General features: G+C 62.7%; 22 protein-coding genes and 1 riboswitch. Of the genes, 5 read left to right on the plus strand and 17 right to left on the minus strand.

What is annotated here, in order from left to right; all coding sequences use genetic code 11:
- Position 1 precedes the first annotated feature (1 nt).
- From NKJ64_RS01555 to NKJ64_RS01575, 5 genes are all read right to left on the minus strand, one after another.
- Positions 2 to 745 (minus strand): glycosyltransferase family 2 protein, encoded by a 744-nt coding sequence (locus NKJ64_RS01555; protein ID WP_023725908.1) that lies wholly within the window; start codon positions 743 to 745, stop codon positions 2 to 4.
- Positions 742 to 1,791 (minus strand): serine kinase, encoded by a 1,050-nt coding sequence (locus NKJ64_RS01560; RefSeq protein WP_352461853.1) that lies wholly within the window; start codon positions 1,789 to 1,791, stop codon positions 742 to 744. The genes NKJ64_RS01555 and NKJ64_RS01560 overlap by 4 nt, the downstream gene beginning before the upstream one ends.
- 152 nt (positions 1,792 to 1,943) lie before the next feature.
- Positions 1,944 to 2,366 carry a PqqD family protein gene (locus NKJ64_RS01565; protein WP_023711306.1) on the minus strand — a complete coding sequence of 141 codons (423 nt, stop codon included), beginning with the start codon at positions 2,364 to 2,366 and terminating at the stop codon, positions 1,944 to 1,946.
- Positions 2,367 to 2,528: 162 nt separating this feature from the next.
- On the minus strand, positions 2,529 to 3,629 hold the full coding sequence (locus NKJ64_RS01570; RefSeq protein WP_352461854.1) for an FAD-binding oxidoreductase: 1,101 nt from the start codon (positions 3,627 to 3,629) through the stop codon (positions 2,529 to 2,531).
- A 37-nt stretch (positions 3,630 to 3,666) separates the two neighbouring features.
- The gene (locus tag NKJ64_RS01575) at positions 3,667 to 4,914 is read right to left on the minus strand and encodes an aromatic ring-hydroxylating oxygenase subunit alpha (RefSeq protein ID WP_352461856.1); all 1,248 of its coding nucleotides are present in this window, start codon (positions 4,912 to 4,914) and stop codon (positions 3,667 to 3,669) included.
- Positions 4,915 to 5,031: 117 nt separating this feature from the next.
- A riboswitch (cobalamin riboswitch) is annotated at positions 5,032 to 5,233 on the minus strand.
- A 499-nt stretch (positions 5,234 to 5,732) separates the two neighbouring features.
- On the opposite strand from NKJ64_RS01575, the gene NKJ64_RS01580 reads away from it, so the two are divergent.
- From NKJ64_RS01580 to NKJ64_RS01590, 3 genes are all read left to right on the plus strand, one after another.
- Entirely contained in the window at positions 5,733 to 5,939 is a 207-nt protein-coding gene (locus NKJ64_RS01580; protein ID WP_023668885.1) for a DUF680 domain-containing protein, read from the plus strand.
- Between the two features lie 65 nt (positions 5,940 to 6,004).
- On the plus strand, positions 6,005 to 6,208 hold the full coding sequence (locus tag NKJ64_RS01585) for a DUF680 domain-containing protein (RefSeq protein WP_023668886.1): 204 nt from the start codon (positions 6,005 to 6,007) through the stop codon (positions 6,206 to 6,208).
- Positions 6,209 to 6,279: 71 nt separating this feature from the next.
- Positions 6,280 to 6,513, plus strand: coding sequence for a DUF680 domain-containing protein (locus NKJ64_RS01590; RefSeq protein ID WP_023715518.1), 234 nt, complete (start codon positions 6,280 to 6,282; stop codon positions 6,511 to 6,513).
- Between the two features lie 73 nt (positions 6,514 to 6,586).
- On the opposite strand, the gene NKJ64_RS01595 is transcribed toward NKJ64_RS01590, so the two are convergent.
- From NKJ64_RS01595 to NKJ64_RS01615, 5 genes are all read right to left on the minus strand, one after another.
- A complete protein-coding gene (locus tag NKJ64_RS01595) occupies positions 6,587 to 7,699 on the minus strand; it encodes an ABC transporter ATP-binding protein (RefSeq protein WP_023668888.1) in 1,113 nt (370 codons plus the stop codon).
- A gap of 66 nt (positions 7,700 to 7,765) precedes the next feature.
- A complete protein-coding gene (gene bglA / locus NKJ64_RS01600; protein ID WP_352461857.1) occupies positions 7,766 to 9,430 on the minus strand; it encodes a beta-galactosidase BglA in 1,665 nt (554 codons plus the stop codon).
- A 5-nt stretch (positions 9,431 to 9,435) separates the two neighbouring features.
- The gene (locus NKJ64_RS01605) at positions 9,436 to 10,590 is read right to left on the minus strand and encodes a carbohydrate ABC transporter permease (protein ID WP_023668890.1); all 1,155 of its coding nucleotides are present in this window, start codon (positions 10,588 to 10,590) and stop codon (positions 9,436 to 9,438) included.
- 1 nt (position 10,591) lies between these two features.
- Entirely contained in the window at positions 10,592 to 11,605 is a 1,014-nt protein-coding gene (locus NKJ64_RS01610) for a carbohydrate ABC transporter permease (protein ID WP_023668891.1), read from the minus strand.
- A 235-nt stretch (positions 11,606 to 11,840) separates the two neighbouring features.
- Complete coding sequence (locus NKJ64_RS01615) at positions 11,841 to 13,196, minus strand: ABC transporter substrate-binding protein (protein ID WP_352461858.1); 1,356 nt, start codon at positions 13,194 to 13,196, stop codon at positions 11,841 to 11,843.
- A gap of 364 nt (positions 13,197 to 13,560) precedes the next feature.
- Between NKJ64_RS01615 and NKJ64_RS01620 the strand changes: the two genes are divergently transcribed.
- Together NKJ64_RS01620 and NKJ64_RS01625 are read left to right on the plus strand one after the other, a co-directional pair.
- Entirely contained in the window at positions 13,561 to 14,583 is a 1,023-nt protein-coding gene (locus NKJ64_RS01620) for a substrate-binding domain-containing protein (protein WP_023742571.1), read from the plus strand.
- A gap of 166 nt (positions 14,584 to 14,749) precedes the next feature.
- Entirely contained in the window at positions 14,750 to 16,096 is a 1,347-nt protein-coding gene (locus tag NKJ64_RS01625; protein WP_023696898.1) for an NAD(P)/FAD-dependent oxidoreductase, read from the plus strand.
- A gap of 26 nt (positions 16,097 to 16,122) precedes the next feature.
- Here the strand turns inward: NKJ64_RS01625 and NKJ64_RS01630 are convergent, their stop codons facing one another.
- The 7 genes from NKJ64_RS01630 to NKJ64_RS01660 form a co-directional block, all read right to left on the minus strand.
- Entirely contained in the window at positions 16,123 to 17,535 is a 1,413-nt protein-coding gene (locus NKJ64_RS01630) for a S8 family serine peptidase (protein ID WP_023742572.1), read from the minus strand.
- Positions 17,525 to 18,193 (minus strand): hypothetical protein, encoded by a 669-nt coding sequence (locus NKJ64_RS01635; protein WP_023742573.1) that lies wholly within the window; start codon positions 18,191 to 18,193, stop codon positions 17,525 to 17,527. The genes NKJ64_RS01630 and NKJ64_RS01635 overlap by 11 nt, the downstream gene beginning before the upstream one ends.
- Positions 18,194 to 18,207: 14 nt before the next feature.
- Positions 18,208 to 18,774, minus strand: coding sequence for a sigma-70 family RNA polymerase sigma factor (locus NKJ64_RS01640; protein WP_023742574.1), 567 nt, complete (start codon positions 18,772 to 18,774; stop codon positions 18,208 to 18,210).
- Positions 18,775 to 19,061: 287 nt separating this feature from the next.
- A complete protein-coding gene (locus NKJ64_RS01645) occupies positions 19,062 to 19,901 on the minus strand; it encodes an alkaline phosphatase family protein (RefSeq protein ID WP_023822089.1) in 840 nt (279 codons plus the stop codon).
- A 64-nt stretch (positions 19,902 to 19,965) separates the two neighbouring features.
- Complete coding sequence (locus NKJ64_RS01650; RefSeq protein ID WP_023695964.1) at positions 19,966 to 21,621, minus strand: ABC transporter ATP-binding protein; 1,656 nt, start codon at positions 21,619 to 21,621, stop codon at positions 19,966 to 19,968.
- The gene (locus NKJ64_RS01655; RefSeq protein ID WP_023671389.1) at positions 21,621 to 22,445 is read right to left on the minus strand and encodes an ABC transporter permease; all 825 of its coding nucleotides are present in this window, start codon (positions 22,443 to 22,445) and stop codon (positions 21,621 to 21,623) included. Before NKJ64_RS01655 ends, NKJ64_RS01650 begins: the two co-directional genes overlap by 1 nt.
- Before the next feature lie 9 nt (positions 22,446 to 22,454).
- Complete coding sequence (locus NKJ64_RS01660) at positions 22,455 to 23,414, minus strand: ABC transporter permease (protein ID WP_023671388.1); 960 nt, start codon at positions 23,412 to 23,414, stop codon at positions 22,455 to 22,457.
- Between the last annotated feature and the right edge of the window lie 12 nt (positions 23,415 to 23,426).

A 23,426-nucleotide genomic window follows, 5' to 3' on the forward strand; every position in this document is an offset into this window, starting at 1 on the left:
TTCACCACTCTGCCGGGCGCTTGATCTCGAAAAGCCCCTCGACCGGGCGCCGCGACGGATCGGCCTTGCGCCGCCGCAAGGATTTCTGAATCACACGCAGATATTCGCGCACCGCCACATCCCTTTGCTTGGTCAAATTGCCGGGGTGGCGCCGGTAGTATACCGCGACGGTGTCGGGAAAAATGTGCTTCGGGCTGGTTTCGAAAATGCGCAGCAGATAGTCGGCGTCTTCGCCCTGCCGGAACTCCTCGTCGAAAGCACCGGTACGGTCGATGAGTGCCCTGCGGAATATCCCGGCGCTAAGGCTGACGCCGCGCACGGTAGGACCTGCGCCGCCCGGCGCCGGCTGCAGGGCTTCGTCGTCCATGAGATCGACGCGCGTCATCAGCGAGTAGGTCAGCTCGAGCGCAGGGTCGGCCGCGAACAGGGGTAGGCCAGCCTTGAATCGTCCAGCCGGCGAGACGTCGTCCGAATCCAGGAACGACACCAGTTCGGTTTGCGGCAGCAACTGCCTCAGCCCTGTGTTGCGCGCGTTGGCCACGCCCTGGTTTGCCTGCTGGAACAGGCGGATGCACGACGCTTCCCGCATGATGGCGCGGACTGCTTCAACGGAGCTGTCCGTCGAGCCGTCGTCGACAACGATGATATCGAGATCGGCATCGTCGCGTTGCCTGAGCAGGGACCGCAACGTCGAAACGACATAGATCTCCCGATTGTACACCGGCACAATGATGCTCAACTTCATGCAGCGCCCCGAAGGACGAAATCCGCAATCGTGCCGGCGATCTCGCGCGGCTCGGTCCCCAGCGACAGCCGGTAGCATGGCAGATCGCGGGTAAGCTCGCTGAAAAAGCGAAAGCCCGCTTCCCGCTCGCCCGGCATCTGCACGATTCCTGACGGGGCCAAGGCGATCATGGCATCCTTGCGCGATATGGGCATGACCGAGCTTCTCGCACCTCCCCTGATATGGGGCACTATCAAAGCAATAATGTCCAGACTTGCAGGAGGTGGTCGAGGCGCGATCTCGTCGATGCGAAAGGCATGCTTGCCTTGCCAGTTCAGCGGTTGGTACGACTTTAGCCGACCCTCCAGCTTCAGCCGCTTGAAGCCCTCCGGATCCTGCTTGAGCGTGGCAAACAGCGGATAGGCCGTCACCCCCTCGGTCCGGTCGATCAGCACATAGTCGTCGCCGACACTATCGAGCCCATTGAGCAAGCCGGCGACGACCGTTCCCGATTTGCCGGCACCGCCGGAGCCCGCCAGCAGGACGCCCTTGCCATCGATGCCCAGCGTGCCGGCATGGGTGAGCCGCATGCCGCGCGCCGCATGTTCCCAATGCAGGAAGGCGCGCAGCGGCGCCCCTTGTTCCCATGGCGGAAAGGCGTCGGCCGACATCATCAGCTGCGCCCCGACATGGCGTTGCGGATCATGGAACTGCCAGAAGTCGAGGTCATGATAGTAGCTGCCGCGCAATCCGGCCTCTTCCAGCCGGTTGGCAAAGGCATGATGGTTGTAATCGCCTCGGCCCCAGGTGGCCGGGGCGGGGACGCCATCGATGCCCGGGTGGGCGACGAAAATGCGGCAGCCGTCAGATGCAGACGGATTTTCCGGGGCCGGTATGAAGGCATGGCTCATGGCTTCCGCCAGCGTGCCATGGTCGAGGTGGACACTCAGGTCCAGTCCCGGCAACCGCACGCTGGCGGTAACGGGATAGAAGGCGGCGGCGCTTTCCGCGGCCGCCAGCACATGGCGGGCATAATCCGGCAGGGTTTGCAGCGTGATCAAAGGCATGTGTTGGTTGTTCAGCGTCCAGAATTGCGCCGGGTCGCCTGATGCATGTCGCTCGGGGTGGCCCCGGTTTTGAGACGACGACATGCATAAAATCAAAGATCTAAACCGCGTCGCCTGAGTCCGTTCAAACGCGACGCGCTTTAGGGAAACGATTATGCCTGTTTCACCGCCGGCCAGCCGAGAGGTTCCTCGACCTCATGGATCGGGTCGACAATGATGAGATCGGCAAGGTCGTCATGGACATCGACCTTGAGCGGCTCATTGCTGGCAGCAAGCGCAGACGACAGCTCGCCCGAAAGCGGTTGTGCCGGTGTTTCGGCTGGCGCAAGCAACCCTAAATCGAGCAGTCGGGCAACGAAGCTTTCGAGGTCGGCCAGGCTTATTTTTGCGGCGCCCGCGGCAGCTCCGACCAGCGCTTCAGTGGCGACGCCGGACGACAAAGCTTGCCAGACCCGGCTGCCGGAATCGGAAAAGCCGAAATACTTGCCGTTCGAAAGATCGAGAACGACGGCTTCGCCATCGAATGATTCGAAAACGATGTCCTTGCTTGCGACCGCGTAGACCCGCTGTTGCATCGCTCTGTCCCCCGTTCCATGCGCCCATGAAGGGATGCGCCGGTTTCACGGTCTGCCCAGCCCTTCCTAAGTGCGTCTAAATCACTCGGCCTATGCTTGGCAAGACAAAGACCCGCGAACACAACGCTTGCGTCGGCGACCGTTGCGGCGAAGTCGACCGGCTCAAGCCTCGATTTCGAGCGCCGACAACGGTTTCGAGCAGCAGGCAAGGATAAAACCGTCATCGATCTCGTGGTCGAGGATGCCGCCATTGTGGCTCATTTCGACAGCGCCGGAGACCTTCTTCACCTTGCAGGTGCCGCACAGGCCGAACTCGCAGGCGGCGGGTATCCGCACGCCCGAGCTGCGCGCCGTCTGCAGCACGGTCTGGCCGGCAACGCAGCCGGCGTCGACCTCCGAAAGCGAGAAGCGGATCGGCGTCACAGCCTCGACAGGTGCAACAGCACCGTCTTCAGCGGGTGAAGCAAACGGCGCCGGGATTTCCTCCACCACGGGCGCGGCAAAGCTCTCCTGATGGTATTTCGTCATATCGAAGCCGGCGGCCTCCAGCATGCCGCGCACGGCGCGCATGAACGGATCGGGGCCGCAGCAGAAGATTTCGCGCTCGCGGAAGTCCGGAGCCAGCAAGGGCAGCCGGATCGCATCGATGCGCCCCATATGACCGTACCAGCCCTCGCGGCTGGAACGTTCCTCGATCATGAAGCCGAGCGACAGGCCGGGCATATGGCCGCCGAGCAGTTCGAGTTCCTTGCGGAAGATGATCTCTTCGGCACGCCGCGCGCAGTTGACGAAACCGACATCGGTCCATGGCGCGCAGTCGTTCAGCCAGCGCAGCATCGACATCATCGGCGTCACGCCGGAGCCGGCGGAAATGAACAGGTATTTGGCCGCCGGGTGGCTGTGCAACGAGAAGTCGCCGGCCGGTCCGTAGGCCTTGACATGCGAACCGGGCACCAGATGGTCGAACATCCAGCGCGTGCCGATGCTGCCGGCCTGCGCCTTGACCGTCACCGCGATCGAAAACGGCCGCGATGGCGACGACGACAGCGTATAGGTGCGCATCAGCGGCCCGTCCGGTGTCGGCAGTTCCAGCGTCAGGAACTGGCCCGGCTTGTAGCGGAACCAGGTCTGGTTGTCGGAGCGGAAGGTGAAGGTCTTGACGTCGGGCGCCTCGTCGCTGACGCCGATCACTTCCAGCACCTGCAGCCTATCGTTCCAGGGCGCCATCTGGTCGAGATGGCGATAGAGCCCAAGATCCGTCATCGCATTCATCCTCCGGTCCTTCTTCGCCTGCTCCAGCTCACGCGACGCTGCGCAGCGCCGGCCTGCCACCTTCGGCAAGGCGCGGGCCGATGAAGGCCGCGTACCATTCGACGAACTGGATCACGCCGCCCTCGTGCAGCTCCGAATAGGGGCCGGGCTCATAGGCCGGAGACAGGATGCCGAAGGCGTTTTCCTCGACGATGCGGCGGTCCTGGTCGTTGGTCTCGGTCCAGACATGGGTGAGCTCCTCAAGGTTGTAGTCGACCCCCTCGACCGCATCCTTGTGCACCAGCCACTTGGTCGTCACCGCGGTTTGCGTGGTGCTGATCGGCAGCACCCGGAAGGTGACCGCATGGTCGATCAGTATGTGGTTCCAAGTCGTCGGATAGTGGTAGTGCATCAAGGTGCCGATGCGGTCGGCGGCAACAGTGTCGGACAGGTTCTTCGTCACCGCGCGCTTTCCCGACATCGTGTAGCTGACGGCATCGCGCAGCAGCGGCGCGCGGGTGGCGCGGTATTGCCCGGCCGGATCGATGCGGAACTTGCTCGGCAGGCCCGCCGCCTCGCATTTCGCCCAGTGCGCCAGCATCTCCGGATCGCTGTCGGCGCCCTGCACGCCGGTCACCGTCGGCGCTTCGGGGAATGTCTTGCACAGCTCTGGATGATTGCCGGCGCAGTGATAGCATTCGCGGTTGTTTTCCCAGACCAGCTTCCAGTTGCCCTTCTCGATGATGGTGCTCTCGAAGGCGACCTTGGCTTCATTCAGCCGGTGCGGCTTGAGGTAGGGCTCTATCATGGCGCGCATCGGCGCAAAGTCGGCAGGTTCTTTCGCCAGGCAGATGAAGATGTAGCCGCCGACGCTCTCGCAGGCGACGGGCTTCAGGCCGAACTGGCTCTTGTCGAAACCGTCGGCCATCTGGCGGGCAAACAGCAGCCGGCCGTCAAGCTCGTAGGTCCACTGGTGATAGGGGCAGACAAGCTTTGCCGCCATGCCCTTCTCAGTGTTGCAGACACGGCTGCCGCGATGGCGGCAGGAATTGTGAAAGGCGTTGATGTTGCCCTTCTGGTCGCGGACCAGCACCACCGGATAATCGCCGATCTGCACGGTGATATAGCTGCCGGGCTTCGGCAGTTCGCAATCATGGCCGATGAACAGCCAGTCGCGATACCAGATAAGCTCCATGTCGAGCTTGAAATAGTCCGGGTCGGTGTAGAAGGGCTGTTCCAGCGAAAAGCCTTGCTTGCGGCCGTTCAGGAGCCTCAGCATGTCGTTGCGCGTATCCATAGTTCTGTCCTCGTGGTTTAAGGACTGAACTTGGTGGTGATGGAGGAAGGATCGGACGCAGGCCGGCGCGGCGCCGGACATGCACTATCCACCTCTTGACCGCCCACCGCGATCAGTCGAGTCTATGCATCTCGGGCTGGTTTCCGGGCTCTGGAGTTGTCCTTGCGGACCATCGCGACACCTTCCCAGGCTCTTGCCCAGTGGTCTCCCGTTGCGACTTCAACTCCACCACCGTTGCGGGGGCAGCGCCGGATTCTGACCGGCTTCCCAATTCTCCGCTGCGTCGTCACGAAGCGGCACCTGAGATGCGATCATCTAATCACGGCAGCGATCGCGACGTCGGCATGAAAGCGACATCGTATCCATGCGGCGCGACACGCGCGGCATACGCTCCCCGCCGCCGGTCAAAGAGCTGAGACGTTTCTTGCGACGCCATCATCGCCGTTTCGAATCGCTGCGGATCCAGTTCGATCGGGGGCAAAAAGGGCTCAACGGTATCGAAAAGTTACTATTAGCAATCTCTAATCGAACCGAACGGTTCGTTTCTGTTGACAATGCGTGCAGGACCGTGTGAACGACGGCCCGGAAACCGACACCGGAGCGAACCACTCGGTTCGACATAAGCAACTGAAAACAATGCGATAAATGACCATAGAGGAACTTCCTGGCACAATTTCAAGGTGCAGGACCGTGGTCCACACGGAACAACTTCGTGATTGGAAACCAGCCTATGGCTTTCCCACATCGGGGCTGTCCGAACGACGCGAATTGCTCCCAAGACACGCCGCTAGACGGACAGACAAACTGGAGTACTAAAAATGAAAAAGATCATCCTCACTGCCGCAGCCGTTTTGGCGATCACCGGCAGCGCCTTCGCCGGTAGCGACAATTACGGTTCCAATGGTGCGAACCAGCCAGCCGTCTCGGTCGACAGCTCGTATACGGCTTCCATTCAGAAGCCGGCGCACGCTGACAAGCAGCCTGTCGTTCAGGGCGCCGACCGCGACCTCTACGGCAATCGCTGATCCCGACCAAAGAAGGGCGGCTAACCCGTCGCTCTCGGGATCCCAAAAAATTCAGGAGTATTGAAATGAAAAAGATCATCCTTGCTGCCGCCGCCGTTTTGGCCATCTCCGGCAGCGCTTTCGCCGGCAGCGACAACTACGGTTCGAACGGCGCCAACCAGCCTGCGATTACGTCGACCGATAGTGGCCATACGGCTTCGGTTGAGAAGTCGGCTCCAGCCGAGCAGGCGCCTGCCCACGGTGCCGACCGTAACCTTTTCGGCCGCTAAAAGCCGGTTTCCAGCACGTGGCGGGCTTATCCGCTGCAGCTGGCGGCATCAGAAAAATTCAGGAGACTAAAATGAAGAAGATCGTTCTTGCCACCGCAGCCGTTCTGGCTGTTTCGAGCGCTGCCTTTGCCGGCAGCGACAATTATGGCTCCAATGGCGCCAACCAGCCGGCCGCTGCCGTCGACACCACCCGCACTTCGTCGACCGGCACCAACTCGGCGGTCTACAAGCTGCTGAACTCGTCGAACGACCAACAGAAGTTCGTTCCTCAGAGCAGCGACAGGGATCGGTTCGGCAACAACTAACAGCCGAAGCTTAAAAAAAGAGCGGCGGGCCTGGCCCGCCGCTCTTTTTTCATGCCTGTACGACGCAGCTATCTCAAGCCGCCTTCACTTCCACCGGCTTGAGCGAGAAGGAGTGCCCATCGGCGTCGAAGATGTGCAGGTCCCCGGCATCCGCGGTCAGTCGCAGCTTTGCCCCGCGCTTGACCTCGACATTGCCGGGCAGCTTGGTCACCAACGGCAGGTCAGCGCGGCCGATATCGACATAGACAAGCTGCACCTCGCCGAGTTGCTCGACATAGTCCACCACGCCCTCGAAAAGATATTCCGCGCCGGTGGCGGCCGACAGATCCTCCGGCCGCACGCCGAAGCTGACTGCCGCACCCTTTGCTGACGCCGGCGTTGCGATCGGCACCGTTGCCTTGCGGCCGCCGACATGGCTGACGATTGTCGGGTTGCCCGTCCTGTCGATTGTCGCCGGCAGGATGTTCATGGCCGGCGAGCCGATGAACTGGGCAACGAACAGATTGCCGGGCTTCTTGTAGAGGTCCATCGGCGTGCCGACCTGCTCGATATGGCCATCCTTCAGCACGACGATGCGGTCGGCGAGCGTCATCGCTTCGACCTGATCGTGGGTGACGTAGATCATGGTCGTGGCAGGCATCGATTCCTTGAGCTTGGCGATCTCGATGCGGGTCGCGACGCGCAGCGCCGCGTCGAGATTCGACAGCGGCTCGTCGAACAGGAACACTTTCGGATTGCGCACGATGGCGCGACCGATGGCGACACGCTGGCGCTGGCCGCCCGACATCGCCTTGGGCAGGCGGTCGAGATATTTGGTCAGCTGCAGGATTTCGGCGGCCTGCCGCACCCGCTTGTCGATCTCGGCCTTGCTTTCCTTGCCGATCTTCATCGAGAAGGCCATGTTGTCGTAGACGGTCATGTGCGGATAGAGCGCATAGGACTGGAACACCATGGCAATGCCGCGCTTGGAAGGCGGCACGTCGTTCACCACCTCGCCGGCGATCTTCAGCTCGCCGGAGGTGATCTCCTCAAGCCCGGCGATGGACCGCAGCAAGGTCGACTTGCCGCAACCCGACGGGCCGACGAAGACGATGAACTCGCCCGACTTTATGTCGAGGTCGATGCCGTGGAGAATGTGCAGATTGCCGTATGATTTCTTCACCTGTCTCAGCGTGACATCGGCCATAATTTCCTCCCAGTGATTTCCCTAGAGAACCTGGATTTCCTCAAAAAATCCAGTTTCGTCAAAAACTCAGTCGATGCGCCCGAACCAGGCGCCGTAGCCGCCGAGGCGGATGGAACCTGTGCCGGATTGTCCCGAAAAACCGTGCCCGGTCAATGGCAGCAGCGCCTGACCACCGAGATCGACCTCGGCCGGCTTGCTGGCCAGATTGAAGACGCAGACGATCTGCTCATTGCCCTCACGGCGGGTGAAGGCGACGGTGTCGCCCTCGCTTTCGATGAACTCGATGTCGCCTTTGGCCAGGGCCGGATGCTGGCGGCGGAAACCGAGAAAGCGCCGGTAGTGCTCGAGCAGCGAGGCCGCGTCGCCCTGCTGAACATTGACCGCTTGCGACAAGTGCTTGCCCGGCACCGGCAGCCAGGGCTTGGCCGTCGAAAAGCCGGCATTGCTGGCGGTTGCATCCCACACCATCGGCGTGCGGCAGCCGTCGCGGCCCTTGAATTCGGGCCAGAAGCGAATGCCGTAGGGGTCCTGCAGATCCTCGAACTGCAACTCGGCTTCGCCCAGCCCAAGCTCCTCTCCCTGATAGAGGCAGACCGAACCGCGCAGCGACATCAGCAGCGCCGAGATAACCTTCAGATAGGCGGCCGGGTCGGCCTCGTCGGCAGCCCAGCGCGAGGCCGGACGCATCACGTCGTGGTTGGAAAAGGCCCAGCACGACCAGCCGTCGCTGGCGACCTTGCCGAAGGCTTCCAGCACCTGGCGCACCTTGGCGGCGCTGATCTTTTCCGGCGCCAGGAAATCGAAGGAATAGCACATGTGGACGCGTTTGCCGCCGGCGGTGTAGGCGGCGACCACTTCCAGCCCACGCTGCGAATCGCCGACTTCGCCGACCGCGGCGGCCGCCGGATATTCGTCGAGCAGCGCCCGGAACCGTTCGAGGAAGGCAAGGTTTTCCGGCCGGCTCTTGTCGTAGATATGGTCCTGGTAGTTGTAGGGATTGACCGCAGGTGCTGTCTGGTCGTTGCGCTCTTCGGGCGGCAGCGGCGGATTGTTCTCCAGCCCCTGGCTGTGGAAGTAGAAATTGATGGTGTCGAGGCGGAAGCCGTCGACGCCGCGCTCCAGCCAGAAGCGGGTGACGTCGAGCAGCGCGTCCTGGACTTCCAGATTGTGGAAGTTGAGGTCCGGCTGCTCGGACAGGAAATTATGCAGATAATATTGCTGGCGGCTGGTGTCCCACTGCCAGGCCGAGCCGCCGAAGATCGACAGCCAGTTGTTGGGCGGCGTGCCGTCCGGCCTGGCGTCGGCCCAGACATACCAGTCGGCCTTGGGATTGCTACGGCTGCCGCGGCTCTCCTTGAACCATGGATGGATGTCGGCGGTGTGCGACAGCACTTCGTCGATCATCACCTTGAGGCCGAGGTGATGGGCTTCCGCAACCAGCGCGTCGAAATCGGCGAGCGTCCCGAACATCGGGTCGACGTCGCAATAGTCCGAGACGTCGTAGCCGAAATCCTTCATCGGCGACTTGAAGAAGGGCGAAATCCAGATGGCGTCGACGCCGAGCGAGGCGATGTAGGGCAGCCTGCGGATGATGCCCTTGAGGTCGCCGATGCCGTCGCCATTGGAGTCCTGATAGGAGCGCGGATATATCTGGTAGATCACCGCGCCCCGCCACCAGTCGCGACCGACGGCGAGATCGGGCTTCGAGGTCGCCTTCAAAGCGGCTTGCATAAGTCTCAACCTCCTTTGACCGAGCCGGCCAGCAGCCCGCGGACGAAATAGCGCTGCAGCGAGAAGAACACGATCAGCGGCACGATAATGGTGACGAAGGCCGATGTCGTCAGGATTTCCCAGTCGCCGCCGCGCGAGCCGAGCAGTGCGTTGAGCTTCGCGGTCAGCACGATCTGATCCCCTTCGGTACCGAGGAAAACCATTGCCACCAACAAATCGTTCCACACCCACAGGAACTGGAAGATCGCAAAGGACGCCAGCACCGGGAAGGACAGCGGCAGCACGATCTTGACGAAGATTTCGAAATCGCTGGCGCCGTCGATGCGCGCCGATTCCATGATCTCGCGCGGCAGGCCGGCAATATAGCTGCGCAGGAGATAGATGGCGAAGGGCAGGCCGAAGCCGGTATGCGCCAGCCAGATGCCGAGATAGGTTTTCGACGGCACACCGAAGAAGATGCCGACGCCGTTGTAGATTTTCAAAAGCGGGATCAAGGACATCTGCAGCGGCACGACCAGCAGGCCGATGATTGTGGCGATCAGCAAGGCGCGGCCGGGAAAACGCATCCACGCCAATGCATAGGCGGCGAAGGCGGCGATCAGGATCGGGATGACCGTCGCGGGGATGGTGACGGTCAGCGAGTTTATGAACGAGCGGCCGATGCCCTCCGAAAACAGCACGGTCTTGTAATTGTCGGTGGTGAATTTCGGCGGCGCCGACGAGGCGTAATAGACGCGCTGGCCACGGTCGCCTTCGAAAGCCTTGGGCGAACTCATGACGAACGTGCCGTCGGCATTGAGCTGCAAGGTGACGCCGTCGCCGAGATCGGCAGTGGTGCCGGCCGGATATTGCGTCGGTGCCGCCGATTTGACGCCGAAGGCGCTGATGTTGCGCGCAGCACCGTCGCCGAAGATATTGCCGGCAAGCACGAACTTGCCGTCCTTCTCGACCTGCGCCGAGGCCGGCGGCAGGCGGCCGGCTTCAGTCTGGCTGGAGCTGGAGAACGAGTTCCACCAGCCCGAGGCGATGATCTGGTCCTTGTCGCGCAGCGACGAGACCAGGATGCCGAGCGTCGGCACGGTCCAGACGGCGACGAAGACAAGCACGGCGATGTGGACGCCGAAGCGGCTGGCAAAGGACTTTCCGGTCGCGACGGCCATCTCAATGTCCTCCCGTCTCTTTGTTCGCCTGGCGGATGTTCCAGACCATGATCGGGATGACCGCGATCATGATGATGATGGCGATGGTGGCGCCGCGGCCGAAATCGCCGCCGCCACGGAACATCCAGTCGAACATCAGATTGGCCAGCACCTGGCTGTTCCATTGGCCGTTGGTCATGGTCAGCACGATGTCGAACACTTTCAGCACCAGGATGGTGATCGTCGTCCAGACCACGGCGATGGTGCCCCAGATCTGCGGCACCATGATCTTCCAGAAGATCTGGAACGGATTGGCGCCGTCGATGACCGCGGCTTCAAGCGTCTCTTCGGGGATGCCGCGCAACGCCGAAGACAGGATGACCATGGCAAAGCCGGTCTGGATCCAGATCAGGATGATCATCAGGAAGAAATTGTTCCAGAACGGCAGCGATATCCAGACCTGCGGCTGGCCGCCGAAATACTGGATGATGGCGTTGAGCAGGCCGATCTGCGTCTGGCCCTCGCCGCGATATTCGTAGATGAATTTCCAGATCACGCTGGCGCCGACGAAGGAGATCGCCAGCGGCAGGAAAATCAGGCTCTTGGCGATCGTGCCCCACCAGATCTTGTCAGTGAGCACGGCGATTATCAGCCCTAGAAAGGTGCAGGCGGCGGGCACCACCGCGAGCCAGATGATGTTATTCAGGATCGAGTTGCGGAACTCGCGGTCGCCGAACGCCCATTCATAGTTGGCGAAGCCGACAAAATGCTGGCCGCCGCGGTCCAGGAAGGACAGCCAGAGCGTCGCCACCACCGGATAGATCAGGTAGACGGTGAGGATGATCATCGCCGGGCCGACGAACAGCCACGGACGGACCAGTCCTTGCCGGCGCAGATTGTCGATGGCCGCAGCCCCGGCCACGCCGCGCGACGGGAATATCAGGTCGACCAGCTTGTTGGCGCCCCAGAAATAGGCGACGCAGCCGCCGACGCCGATGATGATGACAAAAATGGCCGATAAGATCTGAGCAGCCATGGGTCCCTCTTCCCTGCGCATGATCGGCCGGGCCTTGAACAGCCCTGGCGATGTGGCTCTGCGCCGATTTAAGTTATTCTGAAACGAACGAACGCAAATCGGTCCGGCGTAAGGCGCCGGTCGGATCCGGGCCATAGCGGCCCGGATCCAGTCTGTGGAGGAAGTCCTGAATTTGCCGCCAAAGCGGCTGATTACTTGGCAGTGGTTACTTGCCAGCTGACTGCTTGCCAGCTGACTACTTGATAGCGTCCCAGCTCTTCTGGATGTCGGTGGCGACATCCTGCGCCGACTTGCCGCCGACCAGATCGATCATGCCGGTCCAGAAGGCGCCGGCGCCGATCTTGCCCGGCATCAGGTCCGAACCGTCGAAGCGGAAGGTCGAGGCGTTGGCCAGGATATCGCCCTGCTTCTTCAGCGCGTCGCTGGCATAGGCTTCCTTGTTGACCGACTTGAGCGGCGTCACGAAGCCGCCCTGGGCCATCCAGATTTCATGCGCCAGCGGCATCTTCAGGAATTCGATGAACGCGCGGGCACTCTTGCTATCTTTCGTGATCATGGCGAGCGTACCGGCGCCGAGCACCGGCGTGCCGAGCTCGGGCTTGGATGCATAGGGCGGGAAGTAGAAGAAGTCGGCGTCCTGCCCAACCTTTGTGCCTTCCGGGAAGAAGGTAGGGATGAACGACGCCTGGTGATGCAGGTAGCATTTCGGCGGCACCGAGAAGAGGCCCTTGGGGCTGTCGCGGAAGTCGGTCGCGGCAACCGCCTTGGCGCCGCCGTCAACCATCTTGTCGTCGGTGGCGATCTTGCCGAAAATGTCGATGGCGTTGACCACCGCCGGATCGTTGAACGGGATCTCGTTCTTCACCCACTTGTCGTAGACGTCAGGCGCCTGGGTGCGCAGCATGATGTCTTCGACCCAGTCGGTCGCCGGCCAGCCGGTGGCGCCGCCCGAGCCGAGGCCGATGCACCACGGCGTGCCGCCGTCGGCGATGATCTTCTTCTCAAGATCGGCCAGCTCTTCCTGGGTCTTGGGAACCTTGTAGCCGGCTTCCTCGAAATTGTCCGGGGAGTACCAGACCAGCGACTTCACGTCGGCCTTGTAGGGGAAGGCGAAGAAGCCCGGCTTGCCGTCCTTGTCCTTGAACGTGCCGAGATCGACCCATGACTGGCCGGCGCCGTAATTGTCCTTGACCCATTTGGCGGTGTCGTCGCCGAGCGGCGTCAGCAACCCCTTGGAGGCCAGGTCCTGGATCAGTCCCGGCTGCGGCAACACGGCGATGTTGGGCGGGCTGCCGGCCTGGGTATCGATGACGATCTGCTGTTCGTAATTCTCCGACGAGGAGTATTTGATCTCGGCGCCGGTGGCTTCCTGGAAATATTCGAGAACCGTGCGGATGAGGCCTTCGTCCTCGCCGCGCCAGGGCCCGAAGATGGTCAGCGTCTCGCCCTTGAGATCGACCTTCTTCAGCTCTTCGTAGTTAGCCCAGTTGAAGCGCTTGTCTTCGCCCGGCTTGAATTTCAACTCGGCTTGCGCCGGCAGGGTCAAGGCGAGCGTGGCAAAAGCTGCGCCAAGCAAAAGCATCTTCTTCATCGGTATTCCTCCCAGTGGTCACATACACAAGGACGGAACCTCCATTCCGTCCGCCGACGCTGCAGGACTGTGACTCACTCGGAAAGGAACCGCAACCTTTCGAAAGAGTCTTCCAAAGCGCTTTGGTCTTTTTGATCTCGCCATTGAATCGACTGGAAGTCAAGAGGGCGGTGGACTAATCGATTTAAATTCGGGCTGCAACACTTGATAAAGTGCACTGCAGCATAGTTTTTTGGCGGTGCAGCAGCTTATTATGCTTCAAACTGGCCGGACCAGTGCGTATGGTCCCATGGTTCGGCAGCGCCCTTCATGGCGCCCGTGCGGATCCAAAATTAAAAGCGCTTTGAGGCTTGGAGGCCTCCCAGTGAACCTGAAGCAGCTCTCCCATATGCTGGCTCTGTCGCAGACAACGGTCAGCCGTGCGCTGAACGGCTATCCGGAGGTCAACGAGGAAACCCGCCGGCGCGTGGTGGATGCCGCCAAGCGCCACGGCTACCGGCCCAACCCGAGCGCGCGCCGGCTGGCGACCGGCAAGACCGGCATGATCGGCTATGTCCTGCCGACCGGCGCCTCGGTCGATATCGATCCGCATTTCGTCGAATTCCTCTCTGGCCTCGGCGACTATGCCCGTTCGCACGAACTCGACCTCGTTCTGTCGCCGGCCGACGCCGACGACCAGGAAACCACCTATCGCCGCATCGTCGCCAACCGCCAGGTCGACGCCGTCTACATCTCCTCGCCGCGCCCGGTCGACCGGCGGGTGGCGCTGGTCAACACGCTGGGCATTCCCTTCATCGTCCATGGCCGCAGCGACGGCTTCGACTTCGACTACCCGTTCACCGACATCGACAATGAGGGCGCCTTCCACGAGGCCGCCCGGCTGCTGGTTCAGCTCGGCCACCGGCGCCTCGCACTGATCAACGGCGACGACCGCGAGACCTTCGCCATCCATCGCGAACGCGGTATGCGCCGCGCGCTGGCCGCCAGCGGCCTGACGCTTGGCGAGCACCATGTCTGCTCGGTGACGATGACCGAGGAGAACGGCTACCGAGCCGCCCGGCGCCTGCTCGAACAGAGCGAACCACCAACCGCGATCGCCTGCTCCAGCCTGATCATGTCGCTCGGCGTCGTGCGTGCCGTGCGCGACCTTGGCCTGACCATTCCCGGCGACCTGTCGTTGATTGCCCATGACGACGTCTTTCCATGGCTGAAGCCGGAGAATTTTTCCGTGCCGCTGTCGACGACGCGCTCGTCGATCCGCCTCGCCGGCGCCCGCATCGCCGAACGCCTGGCAGCGCGCATTTCCGGCTTGGAAGAAGGGGCGCGGGGCGAGGTCTGGCCTGTCGACCTGGTGGTGAGAGGCTCGGTCGCCGGCGCGCCGGTTTAGGGATTAATCCAATTGCTCCGCTGGGCAAGTTCACCCATGTGGATGTTGCCCGCAGATAGATTGACTTCGTTGGGACAACGGTCTGCCTGGACCTGTCCTTGATTTGGCTTCGAGTGGGTGGCAACCAGTAAGCCAGAGCCATCAACCAGTCCTCAGGGTGCGCCACTTGCCCATATTCCCGTTCTCCGAAACGGATCCAATCCGGCATCCTGGCCCACCGCCGAAAACGTCGGAGGTGGTCATTGTCGGTGGCGGCATCATCGGTGTGACGACGGCGCTTTTCCTGGCACAGCGGAACATCCCGGTGACGCTGCTGGAAAAAGGACGCATTGCGGCCGAACAGTCGTCCCGCAATTGGGGCTGGATCCGAAAGCAGGGACGCGACGCCGACGAGTTGCCCATCGTCATAGAGGCTATTCGCCTGTGGCGGCAACTGGCTGAGGAATGCGGCGAGGACATCGGCCTGACCCAGACAGGTGTGACCTACCTGGCGAAGACCGACAAGGACATGGCCGGCTTCGAAGCATTCATGAAGATCGCTGCGACGCATGCGCTCGACACCCGTCTCCTGGATGCAGACGAAACCGCGGCACTCATCAAAGGCATGTCGCGCAAATTCAAGGGCGCGATGACGACGCCCTCCGACATGCGGGCGGAGCCTTGGCTGGCGGTGCCCGCACTTGCCCGGCTCGCCGCGCGAAAAGGCGTCAAAATCGTCGAGAATTGTGCGGCGCGAACCCTCGAAATCTCAGGCGGCAAGATCAAGGGCGTGTGGACCGAGGCGGGGTATGTCGAGGCCTCCAGCGTGCTGGTCGCCGGCGGCGCCTGGTCATCTCTGTTCTTGCGCAGACACGGCATCTCCATCCCCCAGCTCAGCGTCAGAGTAACCGCAGCCGCAACGGAGCCCATGCCTGAGGTCTATGCAGGTGCGGCCGCCGACGAACACATCGCGTTCCGGCGCAGGCAGGATGGCGGATATACGCTCGCCGCGGGCGGCAGCCATTTGCTTTACCTGGGGCCTGACGCATTCCGGCACGCCACCAATTACCTTCCCGCCCTCAGGGACAATCCGTTCGGGACACGCTACTTTCCGTTCGCCCCGTCAGGCTACCCTGACGCCTGGTCGACGCCGCGCGATTGGGCGCCGGATTCCGTCAGTCCTTTCGAAAAAATGCGGGTGCTGAACCCGCCCCCTGAACGAGCCGGGCTGCGTTCCATAGAACGCAATTTCGGACGTCTTTTTCCACAGCTCGAAACAGTTCGCCTGAAGGCAGGCTGGGGCGGCATGATCGACGCCATGCCGGACGTCGTCCCCATCGTGGATCATGTGCAGGCCGTCGGCGGTCTTTTCGTCGCGACGGGAATGAGCGGTCACGGCTTCGGTATCGGGCCTGGCATAGGCCGGGTCGTTGCCGACATGATCCAGGGAAACCAGACCGGGCACGACCTCAGCCGCTTCCGGCTGTCGCGCTTCCATGATGGCAGCCCTGTTCGGCTGGGTCCGGCGCTCTGAATTGGGTGGCGCGAAATTCGCCCGGTTTACTTGTTCGCCGCCGCCTTCGTATCCAGCAGCCCATAACCGAAATCATTGTCCCGTCCCTTCGGACCGAGATCCCTGGCGGTGGCGGCCAGCGCCTTTTCGATATCGTCGGCCGAGCGCTCGGGTGAGGCGTGGATCAGGTTGGCGATTGCGCCGGACACGATCGCGGCGGCAAATGAGGTGCCGGTGACGACGTCAGAGCCGGCGCCGCTCGGCGCCACCATCTCGACGCCGGGCGCCGAGATGAAGACATAAGCGCCGCGATTGGCCTGCTGCATCAGCCCGTCCTTGGCGTCGGTGGCGGTGACCGCGATCACGCCGTCATAGGCGGCGGGGTAGCCATAGGGCGCTTTCGGCCCGTTGTTGCCGGCAGCAGCGACCAGGATGATGCCGAGCCCGCGCGCATTGCGGCAGGCGGTGGCGAGCAGATCGTTCTTGGGGCCGACGAAACTCATATTGATGATGCTGACATTCTGGTCCGCCGCCCAGTCGAGCGCCGACAGGATGACATCCATGGTCGACCTGCCGTCCTCGAAGGCGCGGGCGTGATAGATCCTGGCGCCGGGCGCCATGCCTTCGAGCGCGCCGACGCCGGCGATCAGCCCGTCGACCGAGGTACCGTGGTCACGCTTTTCGACCGGCACGTTGGGCATGGCGTCGAACTGGTCGGCAATGACGCCGGACAGCGCCGGATTGGTGTCGTCTATGCCGGTGTCGATGACGGCGATGCGCACGTTTTCGCCACTGGCTTGCTTGTTGTCGAGCTGAATGCGCTCGAAGGCATAGTTGACGATGCCGGCCGCCTGCTGCAGCGAATAGATATGGTTTGGCTCGCGCCGCAGGGTGCGGCCATCGGCGGCCAGCTGCGCCAGCACGGCGCCGACCGGGCGGCCGTCGGGAATGCCGAAGCGCACCAGCGTGGTGCCGAGCAGCCGCGACTGGCGCTGCGAGCGCACTTCAAGGCCGAAGGAGGCGGCGATCTGCTGGACGGCGCCGGCATCGCCGTCGACGGTCACCAGCACCTCGTCGGGCACGAACTCGCCGGCGATGGCACGGCGCGGCGCGGTCGCGACAAGATCGGTCGGCGAAACGATCGCCCCACGGGCGGGTGGTCCAGCCTGCGTGTCGGCAGGCGGCGTTGACGGTCGTGGCGTCGGCACGGGTGCTGCGGGAGCCGGTGGGTTGGGAAACAAGTCGAAGATCAGGGCCGGAAGGGTAACAGCGCCTGGTTCGCCGCCGACCTTGGCCTCATTGCCGTCTTTCGGGCAGTCGGCAGCCGCCGCTCCGGCCGCATCGGTGCAGTCGGCCCGGCCGGCATTGGGATCATTGGTCTGCGCCGACGCCGGCACGGCGACGATTGTCATCGCCGCCACCAGGATCGCCGCAAATCGAATGACCGCCCTAGCTGCCATCAACCGGTTTCCTTCCCTCGATCACAGTCTCCGCGAAAGGCTGGGCGGCAATAAGGCCGACGAGCCTGGTGTAGCCTGCTCCGGTCTTGACCGGGATAGCGATGCGGAAGACGCCCGAGGCGGTCGGCCCGCCGGCGATCTTCAGCGCGTTCTGGTCGAGGAAGACGGCGATGTCGGACATCTTCGCATCCGGCTTGAACTTGACCAGCGCGAACGGCAGTTTCGCCAGATCATCCTCGGCGCCGGCAACCTCGAAATCATGGCTCTTGCCGCCGGTCTGCACGTAGGACTGCACCACGACCAACGCCAGTAGCACCGCCGCTGCCACCCAGCCGACCGTGGCCGGCATCGCCGTGAACCGGCCGAGTGCCTGCGCCAGCCAGGAACGGCCCGCGGGAGCGCGGACCGATCCGGCTTCGGCGTCGAGCGCCCTGGCAAAGCGGCTGAGCGCATCGGCCGGTGGCCGGATCGCCTCGTTGGCGGCGGTGGCGCCGGAGAATTCCGCCTCAGCCTCGCCAAGCGCCGCCATCGCCGCCGGATCGCTCGCCAGCCATTCCTCGACAGCTTCGAGGTCCGAGCCTTCCAGCGAGCCGTTCAGGTAGAATGGCAGCAGCGTTTCCATTTCGTCACGGCGTGACATCTTTTCAGCGGCGCTCATATCTTCAGGATTACTCATGGCCACCCCCTGTCGTAACCGGCGGCCTTGAGGGCTTCGCCGAGTTTCTTGCGGGCGTAGAACATTCGGGTCTTGACAGTGGCGACCGGGATGCCGAGCACCTCGCCGATCTCCGTCACCGACTGTCCATGGTAATAGGCAAGGTCGATCACCGAGCGGTGTTCCTCCGGCAAAGCATCGACGAAGCGCCGCAAGGCGGCGCCCTTGTCTTCCTTCATGGCGGCGACTTCCGGCGTGTCGGCGCCATCGGGAACCTGCGCCGCATCATCGTCATCGATCCAGTCTTCTTTTTTCTTGCGCAGCATCGACAGCGCCTTGAACCGGGCGATGCCGAGCAGCCATGTCGAGACTTCCGAGCGCCCTTCGAAACCGGGCGCCTGGCGCCACAGCTCGAGAAAGACCTCGTTTGCGATATCGTCGGCCATCATTTCCGATCCCGTCTGGCGCACCACGAAGCGGTAGACCCGCGCGTGGTGACGCATGAACAGCAGCCGAACAGCGGCACGGTCGCCCTTCGCGACCCGGTCGACAAGCGCGCGATCAGTCTCGGTCGCTGCCGTCATGGCCGGTCGAGCCGCCTGGCTCCTGTCTGCTCTGTCGCCGATAGGTTCAAAAAGGTTCATCCTTCCGCCAAGGAATTTTGGCGAAGCTAACCGAAGAAGGTGAGTGTTGCCAGAGTGTCTCCCTTCTCCCCGTCACTATACGGGGAGAAGGTGGCGGCAGGCGGATGAGGGGCGGCGCCGGCGTTGGGGTATTTATTTTGATGTTAGCGCTGCCCCTCACCCTTACCCTCTCCCCGTATAGTGACGGGGAGAGGGGGTAGCGAACGGCGGCTCAGCGACGACCTCCGTCACCCCAAAAACGGCTTAGCCTTCATGGTCTCCGGCACCGGCACACCCAGCCGCTTCAGCACCGTCGGCGCCAGCTGCAGCTGATCGAGCAGCGTGTCCGGATCCGGCCCATTGCCTTCCCCAAAATAATACAGCGCGAAATCCTGCATTTCGTCGTCATGGCCGCCATGATGGCCGCGGTCTGTCTGGCCGTGGTCGGCGGTGACGATCACCTCGTAACCGGCCTGCCGCCATCCCGGCAGAAAGGCTGCCAGCATGCCGTCCATCGCATAGCAGGCATGGTCCATTTCGTGGCAGTCATGGCCGAAGCGATGGCCCATCGAATCCAGCGTGCAGGTGTGCAGGATCCCGTAGTCGATGGCGTGGCGCCGGGTCAGCTGGGTCAGTGTGGCAAACAAATCGACATCGCTCGGCGTCATCTGGTTGCGCAAATTGTAGCCGGTCATGGTGTGGAAGCGGCCATGCGCGATCGGTCCGCTGGGCTCGTCATACTCCATGTCCTCGACCAGATCGAACGGATAGGAACGAAAGAATTCCGACCAGTAGGAATGCGTCACTGCGCCGGTCTTGCCGCCGGCCTTGCTGACCTCGGAGAAAATATCCGGCTTGTTGACGAGAAAACGGTTCTCGTTGGATAGGATGCCGTGCTCCTGCGGCGAAACCCCGGTGTGGATCGAGGCATAGCAGCAGGCCGAGGTCGACGGCAGCACCGAGCGCATCTTCCACACCTGCGCCTCGCCCGACTGCACCCAGCCCTCGAGATTGCCCATCAGCCGGCGCCAGTTCCGGTAGGGCACGCCGTCGAGAATGATGAGCAGCAGTTTGGTCTTGAGCGCCATGGGCGGCTCCGGAAAGCTTTTGCCGTTGAAGGAAGTTTTCGCGACAAAGGCCGCGAATTCCCTACTAGTTCCCCGCGCTCGCCATGCGCCGTCCCTTGATCGCCTTTTCCAGCCAGCCGATCTCCATCTCGGGAACGGACGACAGCAGCAGGTCGGTATAGGCGTCGAAGGGCGGCGTCAGCACCTTGCTCTTGGCGCCGTAGCGCACCACCTCGCCGCGATACATCACCGCGATCGAATCGGCGATCGACTTCACCGTCGCCAGATCGTGGGTGATGAAGAGGTAGGCGACCTTCTCGTGCTGCTGCAGGTTGAGCAGCAGCTTGAGAATGCCGTTGGCCACCAGCGGGTCGAGCGCCGATGTCACCTCGTCGCAGATGATCAGCTTGGGCTTGGCGGCGAGCGAGCGGGCGATACAGACGCGCTGTTTCTGGCCGCCGGAGAGTTCGGCCGGATAGCGGTCGAGAAAGCCCTTGCCCATCTCTATCTCATCGAGCAGTTCGGCGACACGTTTGTCGCGCTCGCGGCCGCGAATGCCGAAATAGAACTCCAGCGGCCGGCCGATAATGGTGCCGACGGTCTGGCGCGGGTTCATCGCCACGTCGGCCATCTGGTAGATCATCTGCAATTGCCGCAGATCCTCCTTCGGCCGGTCGGCAAGCCTGTTGGCGAGCGGCCTGCCGTCGAAGGTGACGGTGCCTTCTTCCGGCGGCAACAGCCCGGTGATGGCGCGCGCCAGCGTCGACTTGCCGGAGCCGGATTCACCGACGACGGCCAGCGTCTGTCCCGGATAGATGTCGACCGAGACGTTCTTCAGCACCTTGACGTGGCTGCCGCCGTAAGCGGCGGTGACGTTCTTGACCGACAGGAACGGCGCGGCGCCGGGCTTCTGCTCGGCATGCTCGATCTCATGCACCGAGACCAGCGCATTGGTGTATTCCTGGCGCGGCTCCTTGATGATCTGGCGGGTGCCGCCCCATTCGACCAACCTGCCATGGCGCAGCACCATGATCTCGTCCGAGACCTGGGCGACGACGGCAAGATCGTGGGTGATGTAGAGCGCCGCGACATGGGTGTCGCGGATGGCGTCCTTGATCGCCGCCAGCACGTCGATCTGCGTCGTCACGTCGAGCGCCGTGGTCGGCTCGTCGAAGACGATCAGGTCGGGTTCCGAACACAGCGCCATCGCCGTCATCACGCGCTGCAACTGGCCGCCGGAGACCTGGTGCGGGAAGCGTTCGCCGATGGTTTCGGGGTTCGGCAGGCTGAGCTTCTTGAACAACGCCACGGCACGTTTCTCTGCCTCGGCGCGTGTCGCCGTGCCGTGCAGCAGCGTTGCTTCCACCACCTGGTCCATCAGCTTGTGCGCCGGATTGAAGGCCGCGGCCGCCGACTGCGCGACATAGCAGACCTCGCGGCCGCGCAATTTGCGGAAACCTTCCTTGCCGCCCTTGAGAATATCGCGGCCGTTGAGCAGCACCTCTCCGCCGGTGATGCGCACGCCGCCACGGCCATAGCCCATCGACGACAGGCCGATGGTCGACTTGCCGGCGCCGGACTCGCCGATCAGGCCGAGCACCTTGCCCTTTTCCAGCGTCAGCGAGACATCGTGGACCAAAACGATGTTCTTCGGCGCCTCGCCGGGCGGAAACACTGTCGCTTCGATGCGCAGATTGCGGATATCGAGCAGCAGGCCGGGCTTTGCTTTTGTGTCAGCCATCACCCGCGTCCTCCCTTCAGGCTTGTCGTGCGGTTGAGCACCCAGTCGGCGACCAGATTGACCGAAATCGCCAGTGCTGCGATCGCCGCGGCGGGAATGAGTGCCGCCCCGATACCGAAGACGATGCCGTCCTTGTTCTCCTTGACCATGCCGCCCCAGTCGGCATCCGGCGGTTGCACGCCAAGCCCGAGAAAGGAGAGCGTCGACAAGAACAGCACCGCGTAGATGAAGCGCAGGCCAAGTTCCGAGACCAGCGGCGAAAGCGCGTTGGGCAGGATCTCGCGGAAGATGATCCAGCCGCTGCCTTCGCCCCGCAGCTTGGCGGCCTCGACATAGTCCATGACGTTGATGTCGACGGCCACCGCGCGCGACAGCCGGTAGACGCGGGTCGAGTCGAGGACGCCCATCACCAGGATCAGCGTCACCAGATTGGTCGGCAGCACCGAAAGCACGACGAGCGCCATGATCAGGGTCGGGATCGACATCAGCAGATCGACAAGGCGCGACAGAAGCGTGTCGAACCAGCCGCCGAACACCGCCGCCGAAAAGCCGAGGATGGCGCCGAGCGAGAATGACAGCGCGGTGGCCAGCACCGCGATGAACAGCGTGATGCGAGCGCCGTAGATCATGCGCGACAGAAGATCGCGACCGAGATTGTCGGTGCCCAGCAAATGTGCCGCCGTCATCGGTTCCCAGACATCGCCGACGATTTCGGCATTGCCGTACGGTGCGATCAACGGTGCGAAAACTGCCGCCAACACGAACATAGCCGTCAGCACGATGCCGATCAGCGCGGGGATGGGGATGCGTTTGATGTCGAGCATGCCCGCCGCCTATTTCGGATGTCTGAGGCGCGGATTGGCGACGATCGCCCCGATGTCCGCAATGATGTTCAGGCTGATATAAACGGCGGCGAAGACCAGGCCGACCGCCTGCACCACCGGCACGTCGCGCTTGGTGACGTGGTCGACCAGATATTGTCCCATGCCGGGATAGACGAAGATCACCTCGACCACGACGACGCCGACGATGAGGTAGGCGAGGTTGAGCATGACGACGTTGATGATCGGCGCTATGGCATTGGGGAAAGCATGCTTGCGGATGACGTTGAAGGCCGACAGGCCTTTCAGTTCTGCCGTCTCGACATAGGCCGACTGCATGACGTTGAGGATGGCCGCGCGGGTCATACGCATCATATGCGCTAGCACAACCAGCGTCAGCGCGGTGGCTGGCAACGCGATCGCCTGCATGCGCTCACCGAACGGCATGCCGTCATAGACCGTGGAAATGGCCGGGAACCATTGATACTTCACGGCAAAGAAATAGACGAGCACATAGCCGATGAAGAATTCCGGGAAAGATGTCGAGGCGAGCGCCAGGCCGGAGATCAGCTTGTCGACCCAGCCATTGCGGTAACGCACGGCGATCAGGCCGAGGATGATGGCCAGCGGCACGGCCACGATCGCAGCCCAGAAGGCGAGGAACAGCGTGTTCCACAGCCGCCCCTTGATCGACGTGGCAATATCCTGGCCGCTCGACATCGCCGTGCCAAGATCGCCGGTGAGCACACCGCCTAGCCAATGGAAATACCTGATGTAAGCCGGCTGATTCAGGCCGAGCTGCTCGCGCAGATTGGCGAGCGATTCCGGCGTCGCCGACTGTCCGAGAATGGCTTGCGCGACGTCGCCGGGCAGGATCTGGGTGCCGGCGAAGATCAGGACCGAAACGGCCAGCAAGAGGACGATGCCCAGCGCAACGCGCTGGGCCACAAGTTTCACGACGGGTGAGGACATATCCGCAAAGCC

This window comes from Mesorhizobium sp. M0062, from assembly GCF_040323125.1.
Taxonomy (GTDB): Bacteria; Pseudomonadota; Alphaproteobacteria; order Rhizobiales; family Rhizobiaceae; genus Mesorhizobium.

Excerpts from the sequence above, each read along its gene's own strand:
- NKJ64_RS01565 (WP_023711306.1), bottom strand. The coding sequence starts at position 2,366 with ATGCAACAGCGGGTCTACGCGGTCGCAAGCAAGGACATCGTTTTCGAA.
- NKJ64_RS01555 (WP_023725908.1), bottom strand. The coding sequence starts at position 745 with ATGAAGTTGAGCATCATTGTGCCGGTGTACAATCGGGAGATCTATGTC.
- NKJ64_RS01560 (WP_352461853.1), bottom strand. The coding sequence starts at position 1,791 with ATGCCTTTGATCACGCTGCAAACCCTGCCGGATTATGCCCGCCATGTG.
- NKJ64_RS01640 (WP_023742574.1), bottom strand. The coding sequence starts at position 18,774 with ATGACGGCAGCGACCGAGACTGATCGCGCGCTTGTCGACCGGGTCGCG.
- NKJ64_RS01605 (WP_023668890.1), bottom strand. The coding sequence starts at position 10,590 with ATGGCCGTCGCGACCGGAAAGTCCTTTGCCAGCCGCTTCGGCGTCCAC.
- bglA (WP_352461857.1), bottom strand. The coding sequence starts at position 9,430 with ATGCAAGCCGCTTTGAAGGCGACCTCGAAGCCCGATCTCGCCGTCGGT.
- NKJ64_RS01570 (WP_352461854.1), bottom strand. The coding sequence starts at position 3,629 with ATGACGGATCTTGGGCTCTATCGCCATCTCGACCAGATGGCGCCCTGG.
- NKJ64_RS01660 (WP_023671388.1), bottom strand. The coding sequence starts at position 23,414 with ATGTCCTCACCCGTCGTGAAACTTGTGGCCCAGCGCGTTGCGCTGGGC.
- NKJ64_RS01645 (WP_023822089.1), bottom strand. The coding sequence starts at position 19,901 with ATGGCGCTCAAGACCAAACTGCTGCTCATCATTCTCGACGGCGTGCCC.
- NKJ64_RS01575 (WP_352461856.1), bottom strand. The coding sequence starts at position 4,914 with ATGGATACGCGCAACGACATGCTGAGGCTCCTGAACGGCCGCAAGCAA.
- NKJ64_RS01650 (WP_023695964.1), bottom strand. The coding sequence starts at position 21,621 with ATGGCTGACACAAAAGCAAAGCCCGGCCTGCTGCTCGATATCCGCAAT.
- NKJ64_RS01590 (WP_023715518.1), top strand. The coding sequence starts at position 6,280 with ATGAAGAAGATCGTTCTTGCCACCGCAGCCGTTCTGGCTGTTTCGAGC.
- NKJ64_RS01615 (WP_352461858.1), bottom strand. The coding sequence starts at position 13,196 with ATGAAGAAGATGCTTTTGCTTGGCGCAGCTTTTGCCACGCTCGCCTTG.
- NKJ64_RS01610 (WP_023668891.1), bottom strand. The coding sequence starts at position 11,605 with ATGGCTGCTCAGATCTTATCGGCCATTTTTGTCATCATCATCGGCGTC.
- NKJ64_RS01595 (WP_023668888.1), bottom strand. The coding sequence starts at position 7,699 with ATGGCCGATGTCACGCTGAGACAGGTGAAGAAATCATACGGCAATCTG.
- NKJ64_RS01585 (WP_023668886.1), top strand. The coding sequence starts at position 6,005 with ATGAAAAAGATCATCCTTGCTGCCGCCGCCGTTTTGGCCATCTCCGGC.
- NKJ64_RS01655 (WP_023671389.1), bottom strand. The coding sequence starts at position 22,445 with ATGCTCGACATCAAACGCATCCCCATCCCCGCGCTGATCGGCATCGTG.
- NKJ64_RS01580 (WP_023668885.1), top strand. The coding sequence starts at position 5,733 with ATGAAAAAGATCATCCTCACTGCCGCAGCCGTTTTGGCGATCACCGGC.
- NKJ64_RS01635 (WP_023742573.1), bottom strand. The coding sequence starts at position 18,193 with ATGAGCGCCGCTGAAAAGATGTCACGCCGTGACGAAATGGAAACGCTG.
- NKJ64_RS01630 (WP_023742572.1), bottom strand. The coding sequence starts at position 17,535 with ATGGCAGCTAGGGCGGTCATTCGATTTGCGGCGATCCTGGTGGCGGCG.